This window comes from Streptomyces sp. NPDC026246 (genome assembly GCF_055567995.1).
Window position 1 is genome coordinate 1 of the sequence record NZ_JBVHPJ010000012.1, and the last position, 19,902, is coordinate 19,902.

Annotated in this window: 18 protein-coding genes and 4 pseudogenes; 12 read left to right on the forward strand and 10 right to left on the reverse strand. The window is 69.0% G+C overall.

The genetic code is table 11. From position 1 onward, the window contains the following. Window positions 1–166: 166 nt before the first annotated feature. From ACZ4M5_RS26670 to ACZ4M5_RS26685, 4 genes and pseudogenes are all read left to right on the forward strand, one after another. Window positions 167–949 carry a lysostaphin resistance A-like protein gene (locus ACZ4M5_RS26670; protein WP_467740332.1) on the forward strand — a complete coding sequence of 261 codons (783 nt, stop codon included), beginning with the start codon at window positions 167–169 and terminating at the stop codon, window positions 947–949. Window positions 950–1,329: 380 nt separating this feature from the next. Continuing rightward, entirely contained in the window at window positions 1,330–1,569 is a 240-nt protein-coding gene (locus tag ACZ4M5_RS26675) for a hypothetical protein (RefSeq protein WP_467740333.1), read from the forward strand. Between the two features lie 7 nt (window positions 1,570–1,576). Then, window positions 1,577–1,840, forward strand: coding sequence for a hypothetical protein (locus ACZ4M5_RS26680; RefSeq protein WP_467740334.1), 264 nt, complete (start codon window positions 1,577–1,579; stop codon window positions 1,838–1,840). Window positions 1,841–2,175: 335 nt separating this feature from the next. Continuing rightward, window positions 2,176–2,343: pseudogene (locus tag ACZ4M5_RS26685) on the forward strand (MerR family transcriptional regulator); the annotation flags it as partial. Window positions 2,344–2,505: 162 nt separating this feature from the next. On the opposite strand, the pseudogene ACZ4M5_RS26690 reads toward ACZ4M5_RS26685, so the two are convergent. Further along, window positions 2,506–2,637: pseudogene (locus ACZ4M5_RS26690) on the reverse strand (alpha/beta fold hydrolase); the annotation flags it as partial. 800 nt (window positions 2,638–3,437) lie between these two features. Here ACZ4M5_RS26690 and ACZ4M5_RS26695 point away from each other — a divergent pair. From ACZ4M5_RS26695 to ACZ4M5_RS26705, 3 genes are all read left to right on the forward strand, one after another. Beyond that, the gene (locus tag ACZ4M5_RS26695; RefSeq protein ID WP_467740335.1) at window positions 3,438–6,011 is read left to right on the forward strand and encodes a carboxypeptidase regulatory-like domain-containing protein; all 2,574 of its coding nucleotides are present in this window, start codon (window positions 3,438–3,440) and stop codon (window positions 6,009–6,011) included. Window positions 6,012–6,492: 481 nt separating this feature from the next. Further along, entirely contained in the window at window positions 6,493–6,819 is a 327-nt protein-coding gene (locus tag ACZ4M5_RS26700) for a hypothetical protein (protein ID WP_467740336.1), read from the forward strand. 82 nt (window positions 6,820–6,901) lie between these two features. Beyond that, window positions 6,902–7,054, forward strand: a complete 153-nt coding sequence (locus ACZ4M5_RS26705; protein ID WP_467740337.1) for a hypothetical protein — start codon at window positions 6,902–6,904, stop codon at window positions 7,052–7,054. Between the two features lie 219 nt (window positions 7,055–7,273). Here ACZ4M5_RS26705 and ACZ4M5_RS26710 read toward each other — a convergent pair whose 3' ends face one another. Further along, the gene (locus ACZ4M5_RS26710) at window positions 7,274–8,083 is read right to left on the reverse strand and encodes a class I SAM-dependent methyltransferase (RefSeq protein ID WP_467740338.1); all 810 of its coding nucleotides are present in this window, start codon (window positions 8,081–8,083) and stop codon (window positions 7,274–7,276) included. 298 nt (window positions 8,084–8,381) lie between these two features. On the opposite strand from ACZ4M5_RS26710, the gene ACZ4M5_RS26715 reads away from it, so the two are divergent. Beyond that, window positions 8,382–8,639, forward strand: a complete 258-nt coding sequence (locus ACZ4M5_RS26715) for a hypothetical protein (RefSeq protein WP_467740339.1) — start codon at window positions 8,382–8,384, stop codon at window positions 8,637–8,639. Window positions 8,640–9,028: 389 nt separating this feature from the next. Here the strand turns inward: ACZ4M5_RS26715 and ACZ4M5_RS26720 are convergent, their stop codons facing one another. Next, a complete protein-coding gene (locus tag ACZ4M5_RS26720) occupies window positions 9,029–9,376 on the reverse strand; it encodes a hypothetical protein (RefSeq protein ID WP_467740340.1) in 348 nt (115 codons plus the stop codon). Between the two features lie 490 nt (window positions 9,377–9,866). Between ACZ4M5_RS26720 and ACZ4M5_RS26725 the strand changes: the two genes are divergently transcribed. Then, on the forward strand, window positions 9,867–10,127 hold the full coding sequence (locus ACZ4M5_RS26725; RefSeq protein ID WP_467740341.1) for a hypothetical protein: 261 nt from the start codon (window positions 9,867–9,869) through the stop codon (window positions 10,125–10,127). A gap of 358 nt (window positions 10,128–10,485) precedes the next feature. Next, window positions 10,486–11,922, forward strand: a complete 1,437-nt coding sequence (locus tag ACZ4M5_RS26730) for a hypothetical protein (RefSeq protein WP_467740342.1) — start codon at window positions 10,486–10,488, stop codon at window positions 11,920–11,922. 691 nt (window positions 11,923–12,613) lie between these two features. Here the strand turns inward: ACZ4M5_RS26730 and ACZ4M5_RS26735 are convergent. The 4 genes and pseudogenes from ACZ4M5_RS26735 to ACZ4M5_RS26750 form a co-directional block, all read right to left on the reverse strand. After that, on the reverse strand, window positions 12,614–13,456 hold the full coding sequence (locus ACZ4M5_RS26735) for an SDR family NAD(P)-dependent oxidoreductase (RefSeq protein ID WP_467740343.1): 843 nt from the start codon (window positions 13,454–13,456) through the stop codon (window positions 12,614–12,616). 160 nt (window positions 13,457–13,616) lie between these two features. After that, window positions 13,617–14,102, reverse strand: a pseudogene (locus tag ACZ4M5_RS26740) (Gfo/Idh/MocA family protein); the annotation flags it as partial. Between the two features lie 59 nt (window positions 14,103–14,161). Continuing rightward, window positions 14,162–14,464 (reverse strand): annotated as a pseudogene (locus ACZ4M5_RS26745) (M55 family metallopeptidase); the annotation flags it as partial. Between the two features lie 504 nt (window positions 14,465–14,968). Then, window positions 14,969–15,217 (reverse strand): DUF6355 family natural product biosynthesis protein, encoded by a 249-nt coding sequence (locus ACZ4M5_RS26750; RefSeq protein WP_467740598.1) that lies wholly within the window; start codon window positions 15,215–15,217, stop codon window positions 14,969–14,971. 471 nt (window positions 15,218–15,688) lie between these two features. Between ACZ4M5_RS26750 and ACZ4M5_RS26755 the strand changes: the two genes are divergently transcribed. Continuing rightward, window positions 15,689–16,237 (forward strand): phosphatase PAP2 family protein, encoded by a 549-nt coding sequence (locus ACZ4M5_RS26755; RefSeq protein ID WP_467740344.1) that lies wholly within the window; start codon window positions 15,689–15,691, stop codon window positions 16,235–16,237. A 202-nt stretch (window positions 16,238–16,439) separates the two neighbouring features. After that, on the forward strand, window positions 16,440–16,595 hold the full coding sequence (locus ACZ4M5_RS26760) for a hypothetical protein (protein ID WP_467740345.1): 156 nt from the start codon (window positions 16,440–16,442) through the stop codon (window positions 16,593–16,595). A gap of 246 nt (window positions 16,596–16,841) precedes the next feature. Here the strand turns inward: ACZ4M5_RS26760 and ACZ4M5_RS26765 are convergent, their stop codons facing one another. Genes ACZ4M5_RS26765 through ACZ4M5_RS26775 form a run of 3 tightly spaced genes read right to left on the reverse strand, consistent with a single transcriptional unit; the run spans window position 16,842 to window position 19,884 of the window. Continuing rightward, window positions 16,842–19,013: a CocE/NonD family hydrolase gene (locus tag ACZ4M5_RS26765; RefSeq protein WP_467740346.1), complete on the reverse strand. Its 2,172-nt coding sequence runs from the start codon at window positions 19,011–19,013 to the stop codon at window positions 16,842–16,844. A 33-nt stretch (window positions 19,014–19,046) separates the two neighbouring features. Continuing rightward, window positions 19,047–19,346, reverse strand: coding sequence for a putative quinol monooxygenase (locus ACZ4M5_RS26770; protein WP_467740347.1), 300 nt, complete (start codon window positions 19,344–19,346; stop codon window positions 19,047–19,049). 55 nt (window positions 19,347–19,401) lie between these two features. Continuing rightward, the gene (locus ACZ4M5_RS26775) at window positions 19,402–19,884 is read right to left on the reverse strand and encodes a nuclear transport factor 2 family protein (RefSeq protein ID WP_467740348.1); all 483 of its coding nucleotides are present in this window, start codon (window positions 19,882–19,884) and stop codon (window positions 19,402–19,404) included. Between the last annotated feature and the right edge of the window lie 18 nt (window positions 19,885–19,902).

The window sequence follows — 19,902 nt, forward strand, 5'->3', positions numbered from 1 at the left end:
CACGATCCACGGCCGCGACTGACGTTTCCCCACGACGCGACCAACGAGCAGACAAGCCGACGGTCACTTGATCAACAACTTCTGTTAGGACCTCTTAGGCCCGCTGCGCAACACGGCACTGGACCTGACGTACATCGCTATCGCCCTGCCCCTCATCCTGCTCGCCGTGCGTTGGACCGAGCGGCGTCCGGCCGGCACCCTGTCCTCGGTCACGGGGCGACTGCGGGTCCGCTGGCTGGCCTGGTGCCTGCTGGCCGCACTCCTGCCGGTGACCCTACTGGCGCTCACCACCGTCTTTCTGCCGGACGACGGTTCCGTCTCGGGAGAACCGGCCACGTGGGTGGGCGTGCGGTCGTTCCTCATCTCCCTGGCCGTCCTGGCCGTCTTCGTTCCGGTGCAGGCCGCAGCCGAGGAGTACGTATTCCGCGGCTGGCTGACCCAGGCCGCCGGCGCCTTCCTGCGCTCCCCATGGTTCGCCGTACTCCCCCAGGCCGCACTGTTCGCCACCGCCCACGGCTGGGGCACCACGTGGGGCTTCATCGACCTGCTGCTCTTCGGCCTGGTAGCGGGATGGCTGACCATCCGAACAGGCGGCCTGGAAGCCACCATCGCCCTGCATGTCCTTAACAACCTGCTGGCCTTCGGCGTCTCCGCCGCCGTCGTCGACGGCCTGTCCTCCGACGACACCGCAGCCGACGCACCCTGGCAACTCGCGCTCGCGGACATGGCAACCGTCCTGCTCTACGCCGCGATCACCCTGCGCATGACCCGTCGTCACCGCCCGCAGCACCTCGCACCCGCAGTGGCCACGCCGCCCACATCACCGCTGCCGAACCCGCTTCCCCAGCCGTTTGTCACGCCGCCGCCGGCCGGCATGCCGCGCTCGTATGACGCCGGCTCCGAGCGGGGCGGACCCAGCCGGACTGAAGTGCAAGAAAGCGACCTCTGACGGTCTGCGCGGGGCTGCGTCATTGGCACGACTCCGCCCCGCGATGCCGCCGATGGACATCCATCCGGGGAAGGCAAGAGAGGGCAGCATCGAGACCATCGCCTTCCCGAAAACCCGGGAAGACCGCAAAGATGAACTCGCGCCTTGGTCTACAGCTTTCGACGGGGCCGTCACCAACTCGCCGGGCCTACCTAGCGGTCGCCGACCACATCATTCAGACAGAGAAGTCACCAGACCGAACAAGATCGACCGGCACAGATAGCCCGAGCCATGTCTGCGCTCCGTCCCAGCGTGGCTTCGGCGAGCCCGGGTCGTTGAGCACCCGGCCGCACCGTAGGCCCGGGGGGCACTGACCGCCGTGGCAACGCGAACGAGGATCGATGCCGAAGAAGCCCGCCCACGACCCGACGTACGGCTACGACCCGGAGACGAAGACTGTCCGGGTCGACCAGCACGACCTGGCGCGGCTGCTGTTGATGTTCCGCTCGCTGATGCGCGAGCAGAAGCCAGGCTCGTGGGAACACATGAGGGACTACGACCTGTCCTTCGAGCGCCTCGCGGACGCGGTCGATGCCTGCTCTCTCACAGATCCGGTACGGCAAGCGCTGGACGGGGCCTGATCTGCGGATGCGCTGTATCACGACCGAGTCGGTCTACGACTGGCCCGAGGGCGCACCGTACGACGGGCAAGCGACGTTCACCTGGAACGTGCCGGGCTACGGCTCGCACGCCGGCGAGGACGATCAGGTGGACCTCTACTCGAACACGGCGCTGTGCGGGTTCTACTGGGTGAAGGGCGACAGGCCGCGCCGGGTTGAGGGCCTGCCGGACTGCCCGGAGTGCCGGCGCGAGGTCCAGCTCGGTGCCGAACGGCCCCGCGGCAGCTGGTGACTGCCGGTTGCCGCCCGGGTGGCAACCGGTGGATACGGCCGTGGCTACGATGCGGAACGCCCTGACCCCGGCAGTTGCTATGCCGGGGTCAGGGCGTTGTCACCGGTGGCTATCCGAGTCAGGTGATGGTGAGGACGGACAGGCGGCGCAGGGGCCGGTTCACCCAGCAGGTGAGGGAGAGCTGGCCGACGGAGGCGTGCCGGACGTCCTCGCCCTCAGGGTCGCCGGCGAGCACCAGGGCCTGGCACCGGAGCGGATGGCAGCGGTGCGGGAGTGGCCAGGCCGTGCTGGAGCGGCATGGTCGGCTGGACGTGCTGGTCAACAACGCCGGCAATCTGGATGGCGATGTGGCTGCCGCACCGCCCTCGGACCAGGGCCTGCGGGTCGCGCTGGAACGGCTGGCGGTCCTCAACCAACGGATCGCCGCCCAGACCGAGGCCCGCGACCGGCTGGAAGCCGCGTTGCGAGGGGCAACCGGTGGCCGAATCCGCCCCGAAGCCTGACCGCCCGCCTCGTCACATAGCCGGAGGCACTTGGCGTCGCTTCGCTCTCAACGGCCACTCCCGGTGACAACACGCCTGCCTTAGAACTCCTAACGAACACGGGCCAGGCGCCTGGGGACGCGAGGAGCCGGTTGGCGTCGGTAGATGTCCGGCTGGTGGGCTCTGGCCGTCCCAATCATCACTGCTGAGTGGCCAGTCGTGGTGGAACACGATCGGCTGAGCGTCGCGGGGCCCCCAGTCCTTGTAGAAGATACTCGTGCCGCCATTGGTGGTTACCGTGCCCGGGCCGGACAACCGATGCACCCCGACGCTCTTGCCTCGCTCAGCAACGACATCGGCATCCTGACCACGGCTGGCCGCACAGCCGCGATCCGGCAACACGTTCTCGAAATGCCCGCGCCGGTCGTCGCTGAGGCTCTCGGCTATCACAGGGTCACCACAGCCAAGCTCGCGTCTGAGGCCGGAGGCACCTGGAGCCGATACGCCGCCGGGGACCACGGAGCCGCGTCAGCGCCGGCCGGCCCTGCGCCCCGCATCGCCCGCAGCTACCGCGGCGCGCACGTGCGCGCTGTGGCGACACCCGCCTGCCAGCGCGTCATCTGCTGCAAGAAGCGCTCAGCGGCAGCGGTTTCCTCCTGGGTGAAAGTCGCCCGCCTCCTCCCGCTGTGACGGAAGCGCCCCGCTGGAATTCGTGGGGGGAGGAATCCTCCCCCCCACCGGTGTGTGTGGAGGGGGACCCCATTGGTACCACGTGGTTCGACCTGCGGTTTGCACCATTGGCCACATATGGTGATTGACCACGTGTGGCCATTGGTGGGTCGCCGAGAAACTGGGCCTGAACCGGACCGGCTTCTGCACGGGTGGGTGGCACAGGCCGTGGTCGGCGGTGCCGGCCTCGCCGGTCTGCGTCTCCTGAGGTGGTGCACACCTGCCGTCCGTCCTGAGATCGCATCCACCCTGCCGTCCGCGCAACACATCAGCAACGCCGGATGTATTGACATGAAACCGGACCGGTCACGTAATTGATCACCGACGGATCACACATCCGCTGCGATCGGACCCCTTCGCGGGTCCCCGGTACGAATCGGTGAACTGTGTCGACATCATCCGCGAGAAGCACCCATCCGGTCTTCCGCATACTCGGCCGCGGCGCCGCCACCCTCGGCGCCGCGGCCTTGGCAGTGCTGGGCGTCCAGGCGCCGGCCTCGGCTGCCCCGGCCACCTCCGACTCTGCGCCCCTGGAGCCCCTCTGCGGGTCTCCCGGCAAGGGCGAGGCGGCCTGCCTCGCCCTGCGCGCCGCCGACCAACCGCCGCTGTTGCGGCTGGGCGCCACGGCCACTCCTCCCGGGCTGGGCCCGAGGGACATCCAGAGCGCGTACAGCCTTCCCGCCGACGGGGGAGCGGGACAGACGATCGCCATCGTCGACGCGTACGACAACCCTCACGCCGAGGCCGATCTGGCCGTCTACCGCGCGCAGTACGGCCTGCCCCCCTGCACCACCGAGAACGGCTGCTTCCGAAAGGTCGACCAGCGCGGCGGCACGAACTACCCGCGGCCGAACACCTCGTGGGCGGGGGAGATCGCCCTCGACCTGGACATGGTCTCCGCGGCGGCCCCGGCCGCGCACATCCTCCTGATCGAGACGGACAACGCCGGCCTGGAGAACCTCGCCGCCGGTGTCGACCGGGCCGTCGCCCTCGGTGCCAAGTACGTCTCCAACTCCTACGGCAGAACCGGCGATCTCGCCTCCGACCTGGCCGCCTACGGCTCCCACTACGACCATCCGGGCGTCGCCGTGGTCGCGGCCACTGGCGACTACCGGTACGGCCTCCAATTTCCCTCGACGCTGCCGTTCGTGACGGCGGTCGGCGGCACCGACCTCACCCCCGCCCCGGACACCGCCCGAGGCTGGACGGAGACGGTGTGGACCCGCGGCAACTACGGGCCGGGCTCGGGCTGCGCGCAGTACCAGGCCAAGCCCGACTACCAGAAGGACACCGGCTGCACGGGCCGCAGCGTCGCGGACGTCTCCGCCGTCGCTGACAACGTTGCCGTCTACCACACGTACGGCAGCGAGGGCCTCGGCTGGCAGCGGTACGGGGGCACCAGCGTCTCCGCCCCGCTGATCGCCTCGATCTACGCCCTCGCGGGCACTCCCCGCCCCGGCACCCACCCCGCCGCCTACCCGTACACGGCCGGCGGTGCCGGACTGAACGACATCACCTCCGGCGACAACGGCACCTGCGACACCGGGTACCTGTGCACCGCCGGCCCCGGCTACGACGGCCCGACCGGCCTCGGCACCCCCGCGGGCCTGGCCGCCTTCCGCAGCGGCCCTCACGGCACGCTCTCCGGCACGGTCACGGACGCCGTGACCGGCGAACCGGTCGCCCATGCCACCGTCGGCTCCGGCCTGGACGTCGCCACCACCGACAACGACGGTGCGTACAAGCTCGACCTGCCCGCGGGAACCGTCGACGATCTGACGGTGCGCGCCTTCGGCTACACCGCGTCGGCACCCGTGACCGTCTCGATCGCGGACGGGCAATTGCTGACCCGGGACTTCCGGCTGGACGCGATCCCGCGCCAGAAGGTCCGCGGCACGGTCGAGGACGGCTCCGGGCACGGCTGGCCGCTCTACGCGAAGGTCGCGGTCGACGGCTCTCCCGAGGCCCCGGTCTGGACCGACCCCGCAACCGGCCGCTACGAGCTGTCCCTGCCCAGGGGCGCCGCGTACACCCTGAGCGTCATCGCCGACCTCCCCGGCTATGAGCCTGCGGAGAGAACGGTCCCGGTGGGCAGGCACCCGGTCACCGGGGACTTCGCCCTGACCGCTGATCCCGAAGCCGCGACGGCCGTCGGCTACACGCTCGAGCGCGACGGCACGACGGAGACCTTCGACTCCACCACCTCGGCCCCGCAGGGGTGGACCGTGACCGACGCCCCCGGCACCGACAACGGCTGGCAGTTCGACGACCCGCTGCAGCGCGGCAACATGACGGGTGGCGACGGTTCCTTCGCCGTCGTGGAGAGCGACAACTGGCCGATCGGCCCGCACCAGGACAGCGAACTCGTCAGCCCGGTGTACGACCTCTCCGGCGGCGAGTCAGCGGAGTTGGAGTTCAAGACCGCATATCTGTACAACCCGAACAACCAGCGGATGAGCGTGGACGTCACCACCGACGGTGGCACCACCTGGGAGACGGCCTGGGCCTCGTCCCCGTCGGGCGGTGGCGCTGCCGACCATCGCACGGTGCACGTGGACCTGCGGCAGTACGCCGGCGAGAAGTCGGTGCGGCTACGGTTCCACTTCGTCGCCGACTGGGGCTACTTCTGGTCGGTCGACGACGTGTACGTCGGCACGCGCCATCTCGAGCCGGTCTCCGGCGGCCTGGCCGTCGGCACGGCCCGCGACAGCGTCACGGGCGCGGGGCTGACCGGCGCCACCGTCGCGGACGTGCGGAACCCGAACTCCACCGCGGTCGCCACCGCGACGCCGGACGACCCGGCGATCGGCGACGGCTTCTACACCCTGTTCGTCGCGAACCCGGGCAAGGGCAAGGTCACGCTGCGGGCGAGCGCCCTCGGGCACACCACCGCAGACAGCACGACCAGGGTGCGGACGGACGACACGGTCCGCAAGGACTTCCGCCTCACGTCCGGCTGAGGTGCAGCAGACGTCCCGCCCGGCCCGCGGATACGGCAGGCCGGGCGGGATGTCCGTTCGCCCGCCGGGATGATCGCCTTCCTCCCTGGATTACCGCCCCCGAAGCTTCCGCCCTCGCGGCCGACGCGAAGGCCTCCACCCGAAAAGGCGCAGCACGGACTACCCGGCTTCGGCGCTCAGGCCAGGGGTGGCAGAGCGGCCCCGAGCGCCTTCAACCCTGGTTCCTCCCGCGGCGGCGACTCCCGGGTGTCGGGCGGCGACGCATGGCCGCCGCTCGCTGACGCCGTCGGCGGGACGAGGACGTTGACGTCAACGACGATCTCGCCGCTTCCGCTGCGGACATCTTGGAGTCCGCGACGATCGCGAACATCCATCGGTTGGACGTCCCGCCGATGGATCAGGCGAAGGCAATCCAGGAGCCGGCGAAGGTCCACGGGTCACAGAGCGAGGTAGCCAGAAGACGGGAGAAACACCGGCATGGGTGTCGCAGCGTCTGGCGCTGCTGGAGCTCACGCCTGATCTTCAAGAGCAGGTGGAGGCGGGCGAACGGAAGGTGGAGTCGGCTCGCCGGATCGGCCGGCTCCCCAAGGAGCAGCAGGCAGCCGAGGCGCAGAAAGCCATCGCGGTCGCCAAGACGCCGCGCCGGCGGCGCCCCAGGACGACACCGGACGAGGCCTCCACCGTCAACGGCGTCGATACCCCTGAGGCTGTGGGGGCGTCGGCAGCTCCTGTCGAGTCGACCGCCAACGGCGTTGACACCTCCGAGGCGGCGGTCAGCGCCGGACGCTGCCGACCGGCTCTCCGTTGACGGCGTTGATGCCTCGGAGCCGCAGGCCCTTGGCAAGTCGACGCAGGCTGTACCGGGCGGCCCCGTCGGCTGCCGTACGACGATGCCTTCTCTCGTCACGCACCTGCACTTCGAGATGGAGCCCGCGGTGTTCGCCGAGGGCGCTCGTGTGTGGCTGCGGATCCTGCGAGAGCACCAGCCTGACGCCTATCGCGCCCTGCTCGAGGAGCAGTACCAGTCGGAACGGCGAGCCTGACCCTGCGATGAATACTCAGAGGCCCAGTCCCGCCTGGCGTGCTCCAGGTGTCGGCAGGGTCTCTGCTGTGCAGCGCTGTCGTGCCGTCGTGGCATTCCAGGCCTGTTGACCGAACCAGCACTGCTGAGCGGAGGCGCTGAATGAGTCGGGGTGAAGAAATTTCGCGCAGCACGGTTGCGCGCGACGGTAGTACCCCCGGTCCGCCCGCGCCTCCGCGGGTCACGGCCGCCGGGCCGCGCACGACACCATCGTCCACCCCATGTCGCGGAACGTGGGATCGTCCAGACATGACATTCCCCGCTCGACCTCTTCGTCCGTCATGAGGCCATGAGCCACCAGAGCGGGTCGGGCCTGTTCGAAGCAGGCGCGCCAGTACCGGTCCTCGATTCCTCCCTCGCCGACCGTCGCCACGCGCACGGAGACGCGGATGTCCGTGAGTCCCGCGGCAGCCATGGCGGCCGGAATGCGGCCCGCCCAGCCGGCGTCCGTCCCCTGGGTCGTCGCGAGCAGGGTCTCGCAGTTCTCCAGCAGGGCCGCCCATTCCGGCCTTCCCGACAGGACGGGCTTGAGATAGGTGGGGTCCTCTACGACGAGCCACCCCTGCCCGGGGGTCAGCCAGGAGGCCATCCTGTGCACGAGCCGCTCGGGACCGGGCAGATGCGTGAGCACCGCACGGGCGTGCACGAGATCCCACTCGGCGGGGGCGAGGTCCTCCCGCGTCACGTCGTGACGGCGTACCGTCACCGGTGAGGGCCACTCCTGGGCGTCGAGAAGGGCCGTGTCGATGTCGGTAGCCATCACGCGGCCACCCGAGAAGCGCTGCGCCAGTCGGCGAGCGAGCCGCCCGTTGCCGGCGCCGACGAGCGCGCACGCCGCGTCCGGCGCGAGGGGAAGACCGGCGATCACGGCACAGGTCGCGGGGTCGCACGTGGCCTCCAGCAGCGCCAGTCGATCCAGTTCTCCGGGCCGGGCGTGCCCCAGGACACCGTCGTCGTAGCTGGTACGTCCTGATTCGTCCGTGCGGGTCATGCGGAGCTCCTCACAAGTCACCGGGCTTCCCGTGGATGCTTGACTAGCGAAGCAAACCCGGGTCGCCCGCCGGGGTCAAGGGTGTCCAGGATCACTCCGTCACGGCACCGTGGCGGAAAGCTCTGAGACCCTGGACGGCTTACAGCTCGTTTCACAATGACGGTGGCGAGCGGCTTACAGTCGCGCTCAACCTCGTCAGTAAGTTCACACCATGCCTGCTGACGAACGTGTGACTCGGTCCATGTGTCGTGTGCAGCCGAACTGAGGGCGGATCCAACGTGGCTACGGGGCGCAGGACATGGACGAGAAGTGGGGCGTCTTCACAGAGGGTGAGGTCGTCTTCTTCCATCGAAGCTGGACCGGTTACGGAGTCTTCGCGGCGACCTTCGCACCGGTTGAGGGCGGTGCATGGCGGATCGCCAGTGCCGTGGCAGAGCGCGATGGTGAACACTACGGAGGCACCGACGATGCCTACGACTGCCTCATGCTCAAGTTGGTGATCACTGCCATCGTGCTGGGTGAACCAGCGCCGGAGCTCCGCTCCAGGCTGGTGTAGTTGACCCGTCGAAGGTCAGGCTCTGTCGATGTCCCGGCCGGCGTGCTCCAGCACTGTGCCCTGGGACTGTTACTTCGGGTGGCTCACCACCAACCTGCAAGCGTCGCCAGGCAGCCACGCCGCGAGGGCGTGGTCGGACGCCGAGGGCGAGGTCGACGGCGAGGTCGAGGTCGACGGCGAGGTCGAGGTCGACGGCGAGGTCGAGCGCGGCGAAGGCGCCCTCGTAGCGGATGCGGCCACGGAGGAGGCCTGGCTGTTGACCATCGCCCGGCGCAGGGCGATCAACCAGGGCCTCGACCCCGGTACGTCAGACAGTCGTCACTCCGCACCGGCACCGCAAAGGCTTCCGACCCGGGCACTACGATCCGCGTGCCCGGGTCGATCTGCCTTTAGCAGATGTCGAGGCGATTGAAGTCGTACGTCGCGTAGTTCGGGAAGTTGCAGATGTTGCCGTCCGCCGGGGCGGAGTACGAGTACGTGGGACCCCAGAAACGGAAGACCTGGGCGCCGCCAGTCTGGTTGTTGCGAACGGAAAGCGCGTCGACGAAGTTCGAAAGTGACCGCGTATCGCACTTGAACAGGTGGAAGATGCTGTGCTTGCCATCGCCCTGACCAACCGCCACGCAAGCGATGCCAGAGGCCGCCGAGCACCAGATCAGCTCATCGCGTCGATTCTCAGACGTCACGTCCCGCTTCACCCACTCGCCTACAACAACGGGTAGATCTGCGGTGTCCATGCGGTTGTTCCGGTCGCACCGTTCGTTGTTGCCTGGGCTGGTGCCTGCACCGCCAGCGGAGCAAGGACCGCGGCGATCAACGCCACGACCATGGCGGCCGCCCGTTGTCTGGTTGCCCTCAACCTCATTTGATCTCCTCCGTAGTCGCAACCGATGCAGCCATTCCAACGGCGAGATGTCGTCACCACGGCTGCTGCTGTTACACGGCCGGAGCGCTCACATCTCCTGCTCCACATGCCGTAGCAGCCAAGAGCTCCCCGAGTCAGCGCCTCGTACCGTAGAGCACGCCAGGGACGTCGCGCCCCCGACAGATGTCAGGGTGGGCATGAGGCTCCTGCCGACACTGCGACCCGTTTGTTCCCTGTCGAAAGGAGCCGACGACGTCACAGCCTGGCGAGCAGGCCCGCGAGAAGGCCGCACCCTCAAGCACGCGCCGGCGAGCGGGCGCACCAACACTGTAGGTTTCGGCGGCTCGGTGAAGCTTATACAGATGCGCAAGACCCTCACGGTCGCTGTGGCGACGCCGGCCACCACCCTGCGGCCGCGACTGTGCCTCCAGGACCACTCGCTGGAACAACTCCCACAGCTCATCCGGCACCAGTCGCTCAGCAATCCCCGCCACGGCAGCAGCCTTACTGATCTTTTCGTACGTTCGGTGGGAGTCGCCCGGAGCCCGCTGAAGGTCGCCGTCTCGGATCCGGTCACCAAGCACTGTGTCTACGAACGGGCGGCCCTCGGACGACGACGCTGACGTGAAGCACATCAGGTTCCGAGGGGTGAGCGCCTATCGACGGCAGAGGAGGTGTCGGGGGCGGGGCCCGGTGCCGGTGATGGCGCTACTCGGTCGGGTGAACGTGCCATGGCGGGGGAACTTGCAGGGGCACGGACGGCGCTAGGAGTGTCGACCTCGGGAGCACTGGGGTTCAAGGCACTGGGCGGCTGACGAAGGCCCCTGCGCCTTGCCCTGAAAGTGCACCGAACTCCAGTACAACCTTCCCGTACCATCGCTGGTCCTCTACTCGCAGTTCTCTCACGTCCTACCTCACAGGGCAGTTGGGCGGCGCCCGGGCGGCGCGACCCGCGGCTCCTGGCTCCCTCCTGGAGTTTCCTTGCGCACTCGTTCCTTCCTCCTGGCCGCCGGCCTGCTCACCAGCACGCTCGCGTTGACCGCGCCCTCCGCCTGCGCGGCTGGCCCGGCCGCCCCGTACGACTTCAACGGCGACGGCTACCGCGACCTCGCGATCGGCGCCCCCGGCGCGACGGTCGGCGGTAAGACCAAGGCCGGCGTGGTCACGGTCGTCTACGGCGGCTCGACGGGCCCGAGCACGGCCAGGTACAAGCTCCTCACCCAGGACACGACCGGTGTGCCGGACAGCGCCGAGTCCGGCGACGGCTTCGGTACGGCGGTGGCCTCCGCCGACCTGAACAAAGACGGCTACGCGGACCTGGTCGTCGGCACACCGGGCGAGGACCGGAACGGCGACACCGACGACGGCATGGTCCAGGTCGTCTGGGGCGGCTCGTCGGGCCTGTCTGGCTCCCTCACCCTCTCCGGCGGCGGTGCCGACACCGACCGTCTCGGGCAGGCCGTCGCCATCGGCGACTTCGACGACAACGACAAGATCGACGTGGCGACGGGCGGCAAGGGCGCCGTCGACCTCGTCATCCTCCAGGGCCCGTACACCAAGGCGGGCGGCGCGGACGGAGGTGTGCGGGCCGCGTCGATGGCGAACGCGCCCAAGCCCTACGACCCCGCGTACGGCGTGGAGTACCTCTCGGCGGGCGACATCAACGGCGAGGGCTTCGACAGCCTCGTCGTCCACGGCCGCAAGAAGGGCACCGACGACGCCCTCACGGCGGTCGCCGACACGCGCGTTCTGGACTTCCTCGGCTGGATGGAGTACGTGCCGGGCGGCTATGTCTCCGCCGTCGGCGACGTCACCAAGGACGGCCGCGCCGACCTTCTGATCGGCAACCACCGCGAGCCCTCCGCCGACCCCTCCGGAGCGCTCGGCGGCAAGGTATCGCTCGTGCTTGGCTCCCCCGAGGAGCAGTGGGTCAGCGCCCGCGCCATCGGGACGATCACCCAGGACTCCTCCGGCGTGCCCGGCGCCGCGGAGTCCGGCGACGGCTTCGGCAGCGGGGTGGCGATCGGCGACTTCACCGGTGACGGCTACGGCGACCTGGCTGTCGGAACGCCGTACGAGTCTTTCGGCGGCGCGGAGGACACCGGCACGGTGACCCTGCTGCGCGGCATGAGCGTCGGCTGGTCGCCGACCGGCGCGGTCAGCCTCTCCCAGTCCACCGCCGGCGTCCCGGGCACGGCCGAGTCGGGCGACCGCTTCGGCGCCCGCATCGTCCTCTCCGACACGACGAAGGACGGCAAGGCCGACCTGACGGCGGCCGCTCCCGCCGAGAACGCCGGCGACGGCGCCCTGTGGTGGCTGAAGTCGGCGACCACGTCGACCGCACGTAGCTACGGTCCCACGACGTTCGGCATCACCACCACCGGCAGCCCGGCCTTCGGCGCGACCCTGCACGGTTGACCCACAAGCGCCTCCCACCTGCCCGGTGTCGCCGGCAGGACGCCGGCTGGGCCGCCGCTGATGTAGACAAGGCGGCGGCCCAGCCGTAGAGGCTGCACGCGGGCCTTGTTTTAATCGCGCACATGCGCTCATAGCCGTGGGCTCATCCTGCAGATGACCGGACGCTCCACCCCCAACACCATCCGCACGGTGCACGTACGCGATCCGTACGCTGCATGTACGCGATAGGTGCGTGGCAGAGGTGCGTCATTTCCGATTTGTTCGACGCGGTAGACACGCTGGACGTTTCTATCGGTCGGAGGGCCTGTGTCGTGGCTGCCGTAGCCGGAGGCGCCGCGTGCCGAGCGGCCGGAGGGCATGTGGCCTTTGAACGTGGTGCGGACGCGAGCATCGTTCAGGACACTGATTCCGCCCGAGCGGGAGGGTTGAACGGTGGACGAGCGGGTTAACCGGGTGCACAGGCGCCGGCCCGCTCGTGCAGGTTCCGAGCGGGTCGGCGCGTCAGGCGAGGCAAGCGGTCCCTATCGCTCGGGCCGCTCTCGACGCCTTCAGTGTCGATGCGCTCCTTGCGACGGCTCCGCACCGCCGCCTGGCCCGGCACTGGCCCCGCCGGCAGTGCATTGGCGTAGACGCACACCCTGGCGTCGGCGGGAGTACGGGACGGATTCTCTTCCCGTCAGGGGCGGCAACGTCAGGCGGACAGGCCGCCGTCGACGACGATGGTGGTTCCGTTGACGTAGCTCGCGTCGGGACCCGCGAGGAACGCGATCGCGGCGGCGATGTCCTCCGGGTGCCCGACTCGGCGCGCCGGGATGGCGGCCGCGATGTCGCCGGTGTCCGCTTCCATCATGTCCGTGTCGACGAGGCCGGGCTGAACGCAGTTGACGGTGATCCCCCGCGGTCCGAACTCGTGGGCCCATGCGCGGCCGTAGGCCTCCAGCCCGGCCTTGGAGGCGGCATAGTCGCCGGCCGGATAGCCGAAGCTGCGGGCCGCGCCCACAGAGCTGATCATAATGATCCGGCCACCCTCGGTGAGGTGGGACGCGGCGGCCCGGGCCGCGGCCACGGCTCCGTGCAGGTTGGTGTTGAATTGCCGCGTCACCACCGTGTCCTCGTCACGCTCGGGATCCTGCAGCAACCCGGTGACGGAGATGCCCGCGTTGCTCACCAGGATGTCGAGGCGACCGAACTGTTCAGCGGTGTGGTCGACCGCGCGAGCCATCTCTGCTCCGTTGGCGGCGTCAACGCGCAGCGCCTCCACGCGCACGCCGGACTCCGCGCTCACCTCGTCGGCCAGTTCCTTGGCCCGCTGCTCGGAGGAGATGTAGGTGAAGGCGACGTGCACGCCCTCCTTCGCGAGTCGGCGCACGATTCCCGCGCCGATGCCGCGGGATCCTCCAGTGACCAGCGCGACACGAGTTGAGCCGGACTGAGCGTTCATCAGGTTCTCTTTTCCCGGGTGGTGTGGAGGCGGCAGCAGACAAGCGCTGCCGTCCCTGAGCGCCGACCAAACGCGTTGTTCAAGCGCAATCACGCCATGACTAGTTGTAGAGTCAAGTAAATGTGTCCTAGGTGAAACCTGTCAACCCGGCACCACGCCGAAGCGGACCTCGATCGCCAGCGGCGAGTTGATTCACGGTCGCCGGGGCGGCGACTTCGCCCGTCCCGGCCACCTCACCGACTGCCTGACGGCGCTACTCGCTGGGGTAACGCACCCCGATCTGCTCGCGAACGGCGTCCATCGTGGCCATCACCGCGATCGACTGCTGATGGGTCATCAACGGACTCTCGACCTCGCCCGCAGCGATCAGCCGCTCCGCCTCCGCCGCCTGGTACTGCATGCCCCTGCCGGTCACCGGCTTGTCGAAGCGTTCCAGGACCTGACCCTGTACGTCCTTGACAGTGACCACCGCGGGCGAGTACCACACCGAGTCGATCTCGATGCGGGCCTTGGTCCCCAGTACCACGGCTGTGTTGGTGCCCATGGTCTCCATGGAGGAGTACGACGTCGAGACGGCGTCGTTGCCGTGCCGCATGATCGTCGAGACGCAGGCATCGACACCGGTCTCGCTCAGCGTGCCGTGCGCGACGACCCGCACCGGGGCGCCCAGGACGTCGTGGGCGAAGGACACCGGATGGACACCGAGGTCCAGCAGAAATCCCCCGCCAGGGCAAGGTTGTTGAGCCGGTGCGCGGGGTTCGACGGGAGGCGCTGCGTTGGTCCGCGTGCAGTGAAGCCGCCGGCGCGCGCGTGGTAGCCGACCAGCAGGACGGCGTCGGTCTGTTCGTCGAGTCCGCCGAGCATGCCCAGGGGCCGCGGCCTGCCACGGACGAAGTGCGCCCGACGGTCGAGTTCCTCGGGCAACAGGTTACGGAAGGAGCCGTGCGCGTCGGCGATCCGCACCTCGGCGGTGGGTTCGGCGTCCAGGACACCAGCGATCACGGCGTTCGCCTCTGCCGTCATCAACGCCCGACCACGGGCGTAGTCGTAGCCGTCCGCTTTCGTCTCGGTGGGATGCACGATCCCCGAGATGCCCTCCATGTCCAGAGATCAGTATCGTCATGACTTCGGGAGCCTACGTGTCCTGCGCACCAGGCTGACCCACACGACAGAACCCGTGACTCCGTCGGCCAGATCGCCCCCCCCCCAGGCACTGACGCAATCCCGTGAACATCCAGAACCTGACGCTCACCTCGGCGGCTACCGCGACGGCGAGCGCAGCCTCGCTACTCGCTGGCCGGCTCCGCCGCCCCGGACTTGATCATCGCCGACCGCGACTTCTGGTCGGTCGAGTTCGCTCACGTCCTCACCGCGGCGGGTGCTTATTTGCTGCTACACCGCCAGCTTCAACGAGGCCCGCCCGCCCCGGACCCCTTCGGCGCGCCTCGTACGTGTCGGTCTCCCCGCCCGGCAGCTGTTATCAGGCCTCGCAGTGGGCCGACGGCGGCCAGAGCGCTGGCCGCCGTCATCGATCCCGCGGATGGTCGGTTCTCACAGGGCGCGGTGGACACCGGCCATCAGTGGCTTACCGGGACCCACCGCACGCTAGGAACTGCAAAGCTTGCCGGTATACCAGGCGTTGCGGTACTCGAAGGCCCAGCCGAGGAGGGTTTCGCCGGGGCCGACGCACCTGTTCGCGTCGATGCCTCCTACAACGTCTAGCCGAATCTGGATACGCGATCCGTCTGTGGTGCAGTGGTTGTACCAAGCGTAGGCTCCGGACTCGGAGTACCCGCACGGTTTGGGGGCCTGCTCGGCCTGCGTCGCCGCACCGGCAGGGCCGGACGTCGTCATCAAGGCCAGAATCGTTGTGCCGACCAGCGCCGCCCATCGCCTCCTGAGCCTTGTCGTACCGATGCCGTGTTCCGTTCCGTTCCTCACGCTCTCACCCCTTTGTGGCGTTAGGTAATGGACCTGCTACCCAATCCACGGCGGCCTCAGCCGGGCGCGAGGGTGTCGTGGCTGGAACAGGGCGTGTCGTGGCTGGCAACACCGCGATACTGCGGGTTGCGGCTGGGTATGAGGCGGGTGAATACGGGACCTTCGCCGTAGCCATCGTCTTCCTGGTGTGGTTGTGAATCACCAACATCGCCATCCTTCTCCGCGTGGGATTCGGCGCCGAGATCTCCTGCCAGCGCGCCCTCACCGCGGACAACCGCCCCAGGACGAGCTCTATGTCGAACCCCGTGACACCGGAAAATGTGACGACGACGCGTGCCCCGACGACGGGGTGTGGTTCGCCCTCACGGGGGACATGTGCACATCATGAACGTGCCAACAGAGATCCACGAGGCCGACGCGGCCGTGACACAGCAGGCAGGCACCCGCATTCCCGCTCCCGTCGGCCGTGTGCTGTCAGCGGTGGAGGAGGCGGCGGAAAGCTCCAAGCTGTGGTGCGGCGCGGCCGTGACGATGGCTGGCTTCGGCGGATGGCGGGGCCGGAAGGCGGCCGTCGCCGGCCTGGCGGCGCTGACGCTGGCTCAACTGGTCTCCAACGGCCTCATCAAGCAGCTGTGCGACCGGCCCAGACCGCCCAAGGAATGGTTCCCGCACGACGAGGTCGACGACCGTCCCGACTCCTCGTCCTTCCCCTCCGGGCACACCGCAGCCGCTGTCGCCTTCACCACCGCCGTGACGCCCACATGGCCCGCCGCCGGCATCGCCTGTGCCGCACCTGCCGTCATGGTCTCCCTCGAACGAGTACAGTCCGGCGCCCACTACGCCAGCGACGTCGCCACCGGCGCCGCCATCGGCGCGCTCAGCGCATGGATCACTCACCACGCCCGGCACCTGCTCACACGGCGATGGCGGTAATCACCCTGTTCGGTAAGGGAGTGGACCGTCGGCAGTGGCCGCCACACCGGTGTGGCGGGAGCGATGGTCAACGGTTCACCGAAGAGTGCGCCTGCTGCGTGTATCGGCCTGCACGGCCGCGGCGGCACGCCGGGCTCTTCCCGGCACGGCTGCGTGGGGCCACAGTGGAGGAAGCACCAGCGCCTGGACACCGGAGGTCGTCATGCTCCTCCTCGGCATCGTCTTGCTGGTCGTCGGGCTGGTCACCGGCATATCCATCTTGCGGACGATCGGCACCGTCCCCGCGGTCATCGGCGCGATCCTGCGGATCATGGGCTCCATGGGCCACGCGTTCGCCGGCCGCCGACACCACTGGTGACCGCCCCAGGACGGCCGCACCTCACCCACCGGCAACCACCGCACCCGGCCGCCTGCACCCTACGGCGGGGCCCGGCGCCGCCGGGATCGTCGGTCGGCGCGAGGCGGACCGTGATGCGCTTGCGACCGGCTCGCGCTGCACCTCGAAGCCCTGGGCGACGGCCATCACACAGGACCGAGCCGGGGGCGTACTTGCGGGCATTGGTGACCAGTTCGCGGACCACCAACTGCGTCAGCGAACCTCCTCTCATGATCCGTGAGAAAGCCCCTGGCCGGCTTGGCGGGGAATCACCGGCAGGGTGACCGAGCTGGGCAGCGGCCCGCCCGTGAAGACGCGGTTGACGGCGCCACGGTGGTAGGACTCGTCATAGGCGCGTGCCCACGCGGAGACGGATCCCTCCTTCTCCGCCGGGGAGATCTCGATGCGCAGCCGACGCCCCGCCGGGATGCGAGCGGTGGCCGGCAGCAGCTCCACTTCCACTTTCACGACATCGCCCGGAGCAAGCGGCTGAGCGTCCTCGCGCCGGTGGGTGTGCCATGGGCGTTCCTCGGTGCTGCGTCCGGGATCGAGCGCCCTGCGCGAGACCTTCAGGCAGCCCCAGGTCAGGGGCGCGAGCGGGTTGGGCTCGTGGGTCCCGTAGGGAACCTCCCGGTCACCGTCCAGGACACGCAGGGAGACGAAGAGATCCGCGTCCGACGACGTGGAGGCCACCCACAGAGTCGCCCGGAAATGCCCGGCGAGTTCGAGGTCCGCGGCGAAGGGGGCTGTCTCGAAGACGGCCATCGGCAGGTTCGGCGCCGACGCGCGGACGTCAGCGGAGTACTCGGCGGCGGAGATCCGCCCGGGCGGCTCGTCGGTGACGCCACCGGGGCCGCCTTCGCGACCGGCGTCGAGGAAGAGTTCTCGGTACTCGGTGCCGGGGACGGGCCAGTCGGCCGCGTCCCGCCACTGCGCTCCCCCGTCACCGGTACGGATGACCATGCGCACCGGCGACGGCTCGCGGTCGGGCTGGAGCCCTTTGAGGTGCCGGTCGAAGAACGCCTCGATGTCGGCGCGGCTGTCGTGGTACATGTGATGCGAGTACTCGGCGTCCCAGACCAGCAACTGCTTCTCGGTGGACTGCACTTGCGCGAAAGCCTCGAAGCCGGCTCGTCCATGGATCTGCGCGGTCTGGCTCACCGCCGTGAGCACCGGGATGTCGATGCTGGAGAAGTCGGCCGACTGGAGTCCGCCCCCGCGGTAGTGATCGTCGTCCCACGGGTGGTCGACCAGGCCGCCGACGAAGTCGACGGCGTCGGACTCGGGGTTCTTCGCACCGCCCACCATCTCCGTCCACCACCACTTGCGGTAGTCGTGCAGGAGGATGCCGCCCGGATACGCCAGGTCACGGTAGGCGTCCGCGTCCGAGGCGAGCGGGGCGATGGCCTTGAGGGACGGCGGACGCAGGGATGCCACGTTCCACTGGACGGTCGCGTTGTACGAGGCGCCGTAGAGGCCGACCTTGCCGTCGCTCCACGGCTGCCCGGCGGCCCACTCGATGGCGTCGTAGTAGTCGAGGGACTCCTGCACAGAAAAGGGACTGGCGGTCCCGGGCGTTCGGCCCACGCCGCGGCCGTCCACGCGCACGACGACGTATCCGCGTGGTACCCAGTCGCCTGCGTTCGCGCTGACGGCGGTTTCCGAGTGACGGAAATAGGCGAAGATCCCGTCTCGGCTCTCCTCGTGCCAGGCGGCCTCCCGCTCCTCGCTCGCCTGGTGATCGGCGTCGCTGAGGATCGATCCCACCTGGAACGCCCGGCCGTAGACCGACAGCCGGAGCAGGGTGGGGTAGTTGCCCGCTTCGATGGGCCGGAACACATCCGCGAGGAGGTAGCTCCCGTCACGGACGGGGATCCGCACGTCCCGCATCACCCTGATGCCCGCGAGGGCGCGCCGCACGTGGTTGCGGGCCTCGGCGGCCCCGCGGAAGCGGAGCCCGCTCTCGCTGAAGACCGCGCGGACGGAGTCCGCCTGCTCGAAGGACTCGACGTCGCGGTCGAAGGAGATGCCGTCCGCGTGTGCGTCGACGACGTCCCGGATGCGCTGGTCGATCAGCACTCCGTCACGGAGGTCGAGTTCACGTCCCAGGCTTTGGACGAATCGAGCTCGGTTGACCGTGTCCGGGCGGGTGACATCGGGGCCCCCCGCTGTTCCACCGTCTCCCAGACTGGCCAGCGTCAGACGCGTGGCCGCGGCCGCGCTCCCGATGACGAGGTTGCCGATGGAGAAGGTCACGTTCTCGCCGGGCCGGTAGAGGAAGGCCCCGTGCTCGTCGGTGACACCCTCACAGGTCGGCGTGCGATATCCCAGACCGATGAAGGGGCCGTCCAGGAAGGTTCCGCTGAGCGGTTCGCGAGCGGCGATGCCGGAGTCGCTCATATCTCCACCCGGTAGTTCGTTTCCTGCATGGGTCTACATGCCTTCGATGACGGTGCCGGCGTGGAACGTGTCGGGAGGCGCGGTGAAGAACGGGCCCACCGCACCGGCGAACTCGGCGAAGTCCTCCGTCTTCGTGTACTCGATGTGGTGATCGACGGAGAGCCACTGGAGGAGAAGCAGGAACGTCCCGTCCTGGTCGACGGCACGGAGCAGCTTCACGTCGAGACAGCCCTCGGCGTCGCGCAGAAGCGGAACGTGCGACCGCACAGTGGATTCGAAGTCCTCTTCCGTGCCCTCGGCAACCGCGAGCCGGGCAACTTCCCAGACAGCCATGTTCTCTCCTTTTTCGAGTGACGAGAAGGAATCTCGTGTGCGGTCGGCGGGGCGGTTACTTGGCCGGCGGAACAGCCAGGGGGAGGTTGTGCTTCACGCGATGCGAGGTCAGCTTCCAGTGCCCGTCGATCCGGCGCAGTACGGATGCGTAGTGGCCGGCCATGGTGAGAGCCAGCGTTCCCTGCAGCATGGCCGCTCCCAGTGTCCAGCTCTCCTCGGACGTGCTGTCGGCGTTGGACTCGATCGCCAGGAACTGGGCGTCCATGCGCGCCTCGCTCCCGTCTATCTCCACGATGTGGTCGGTGGTGAGGTAGTGCATGCCACGGCCGGGGGGCAGTGCACCGCTCTCCATCAGGGTCTGGATCTTGTCGCGGCCCACCACGGTGGCCCGGGTCGTGTAGTCCTCGCGGCCGTACCGGCTCACGATCTCGAACACGCCGTCCGGCGCGAACAACGCCGCGACGGCCTTCGCGTCACGCTCTTCGAGCGCACGGACATAGCGTGCGAGAACCTCGGTCACCTCGTGCCTGTCAGTCATGACAGAACCTCCCGGGAT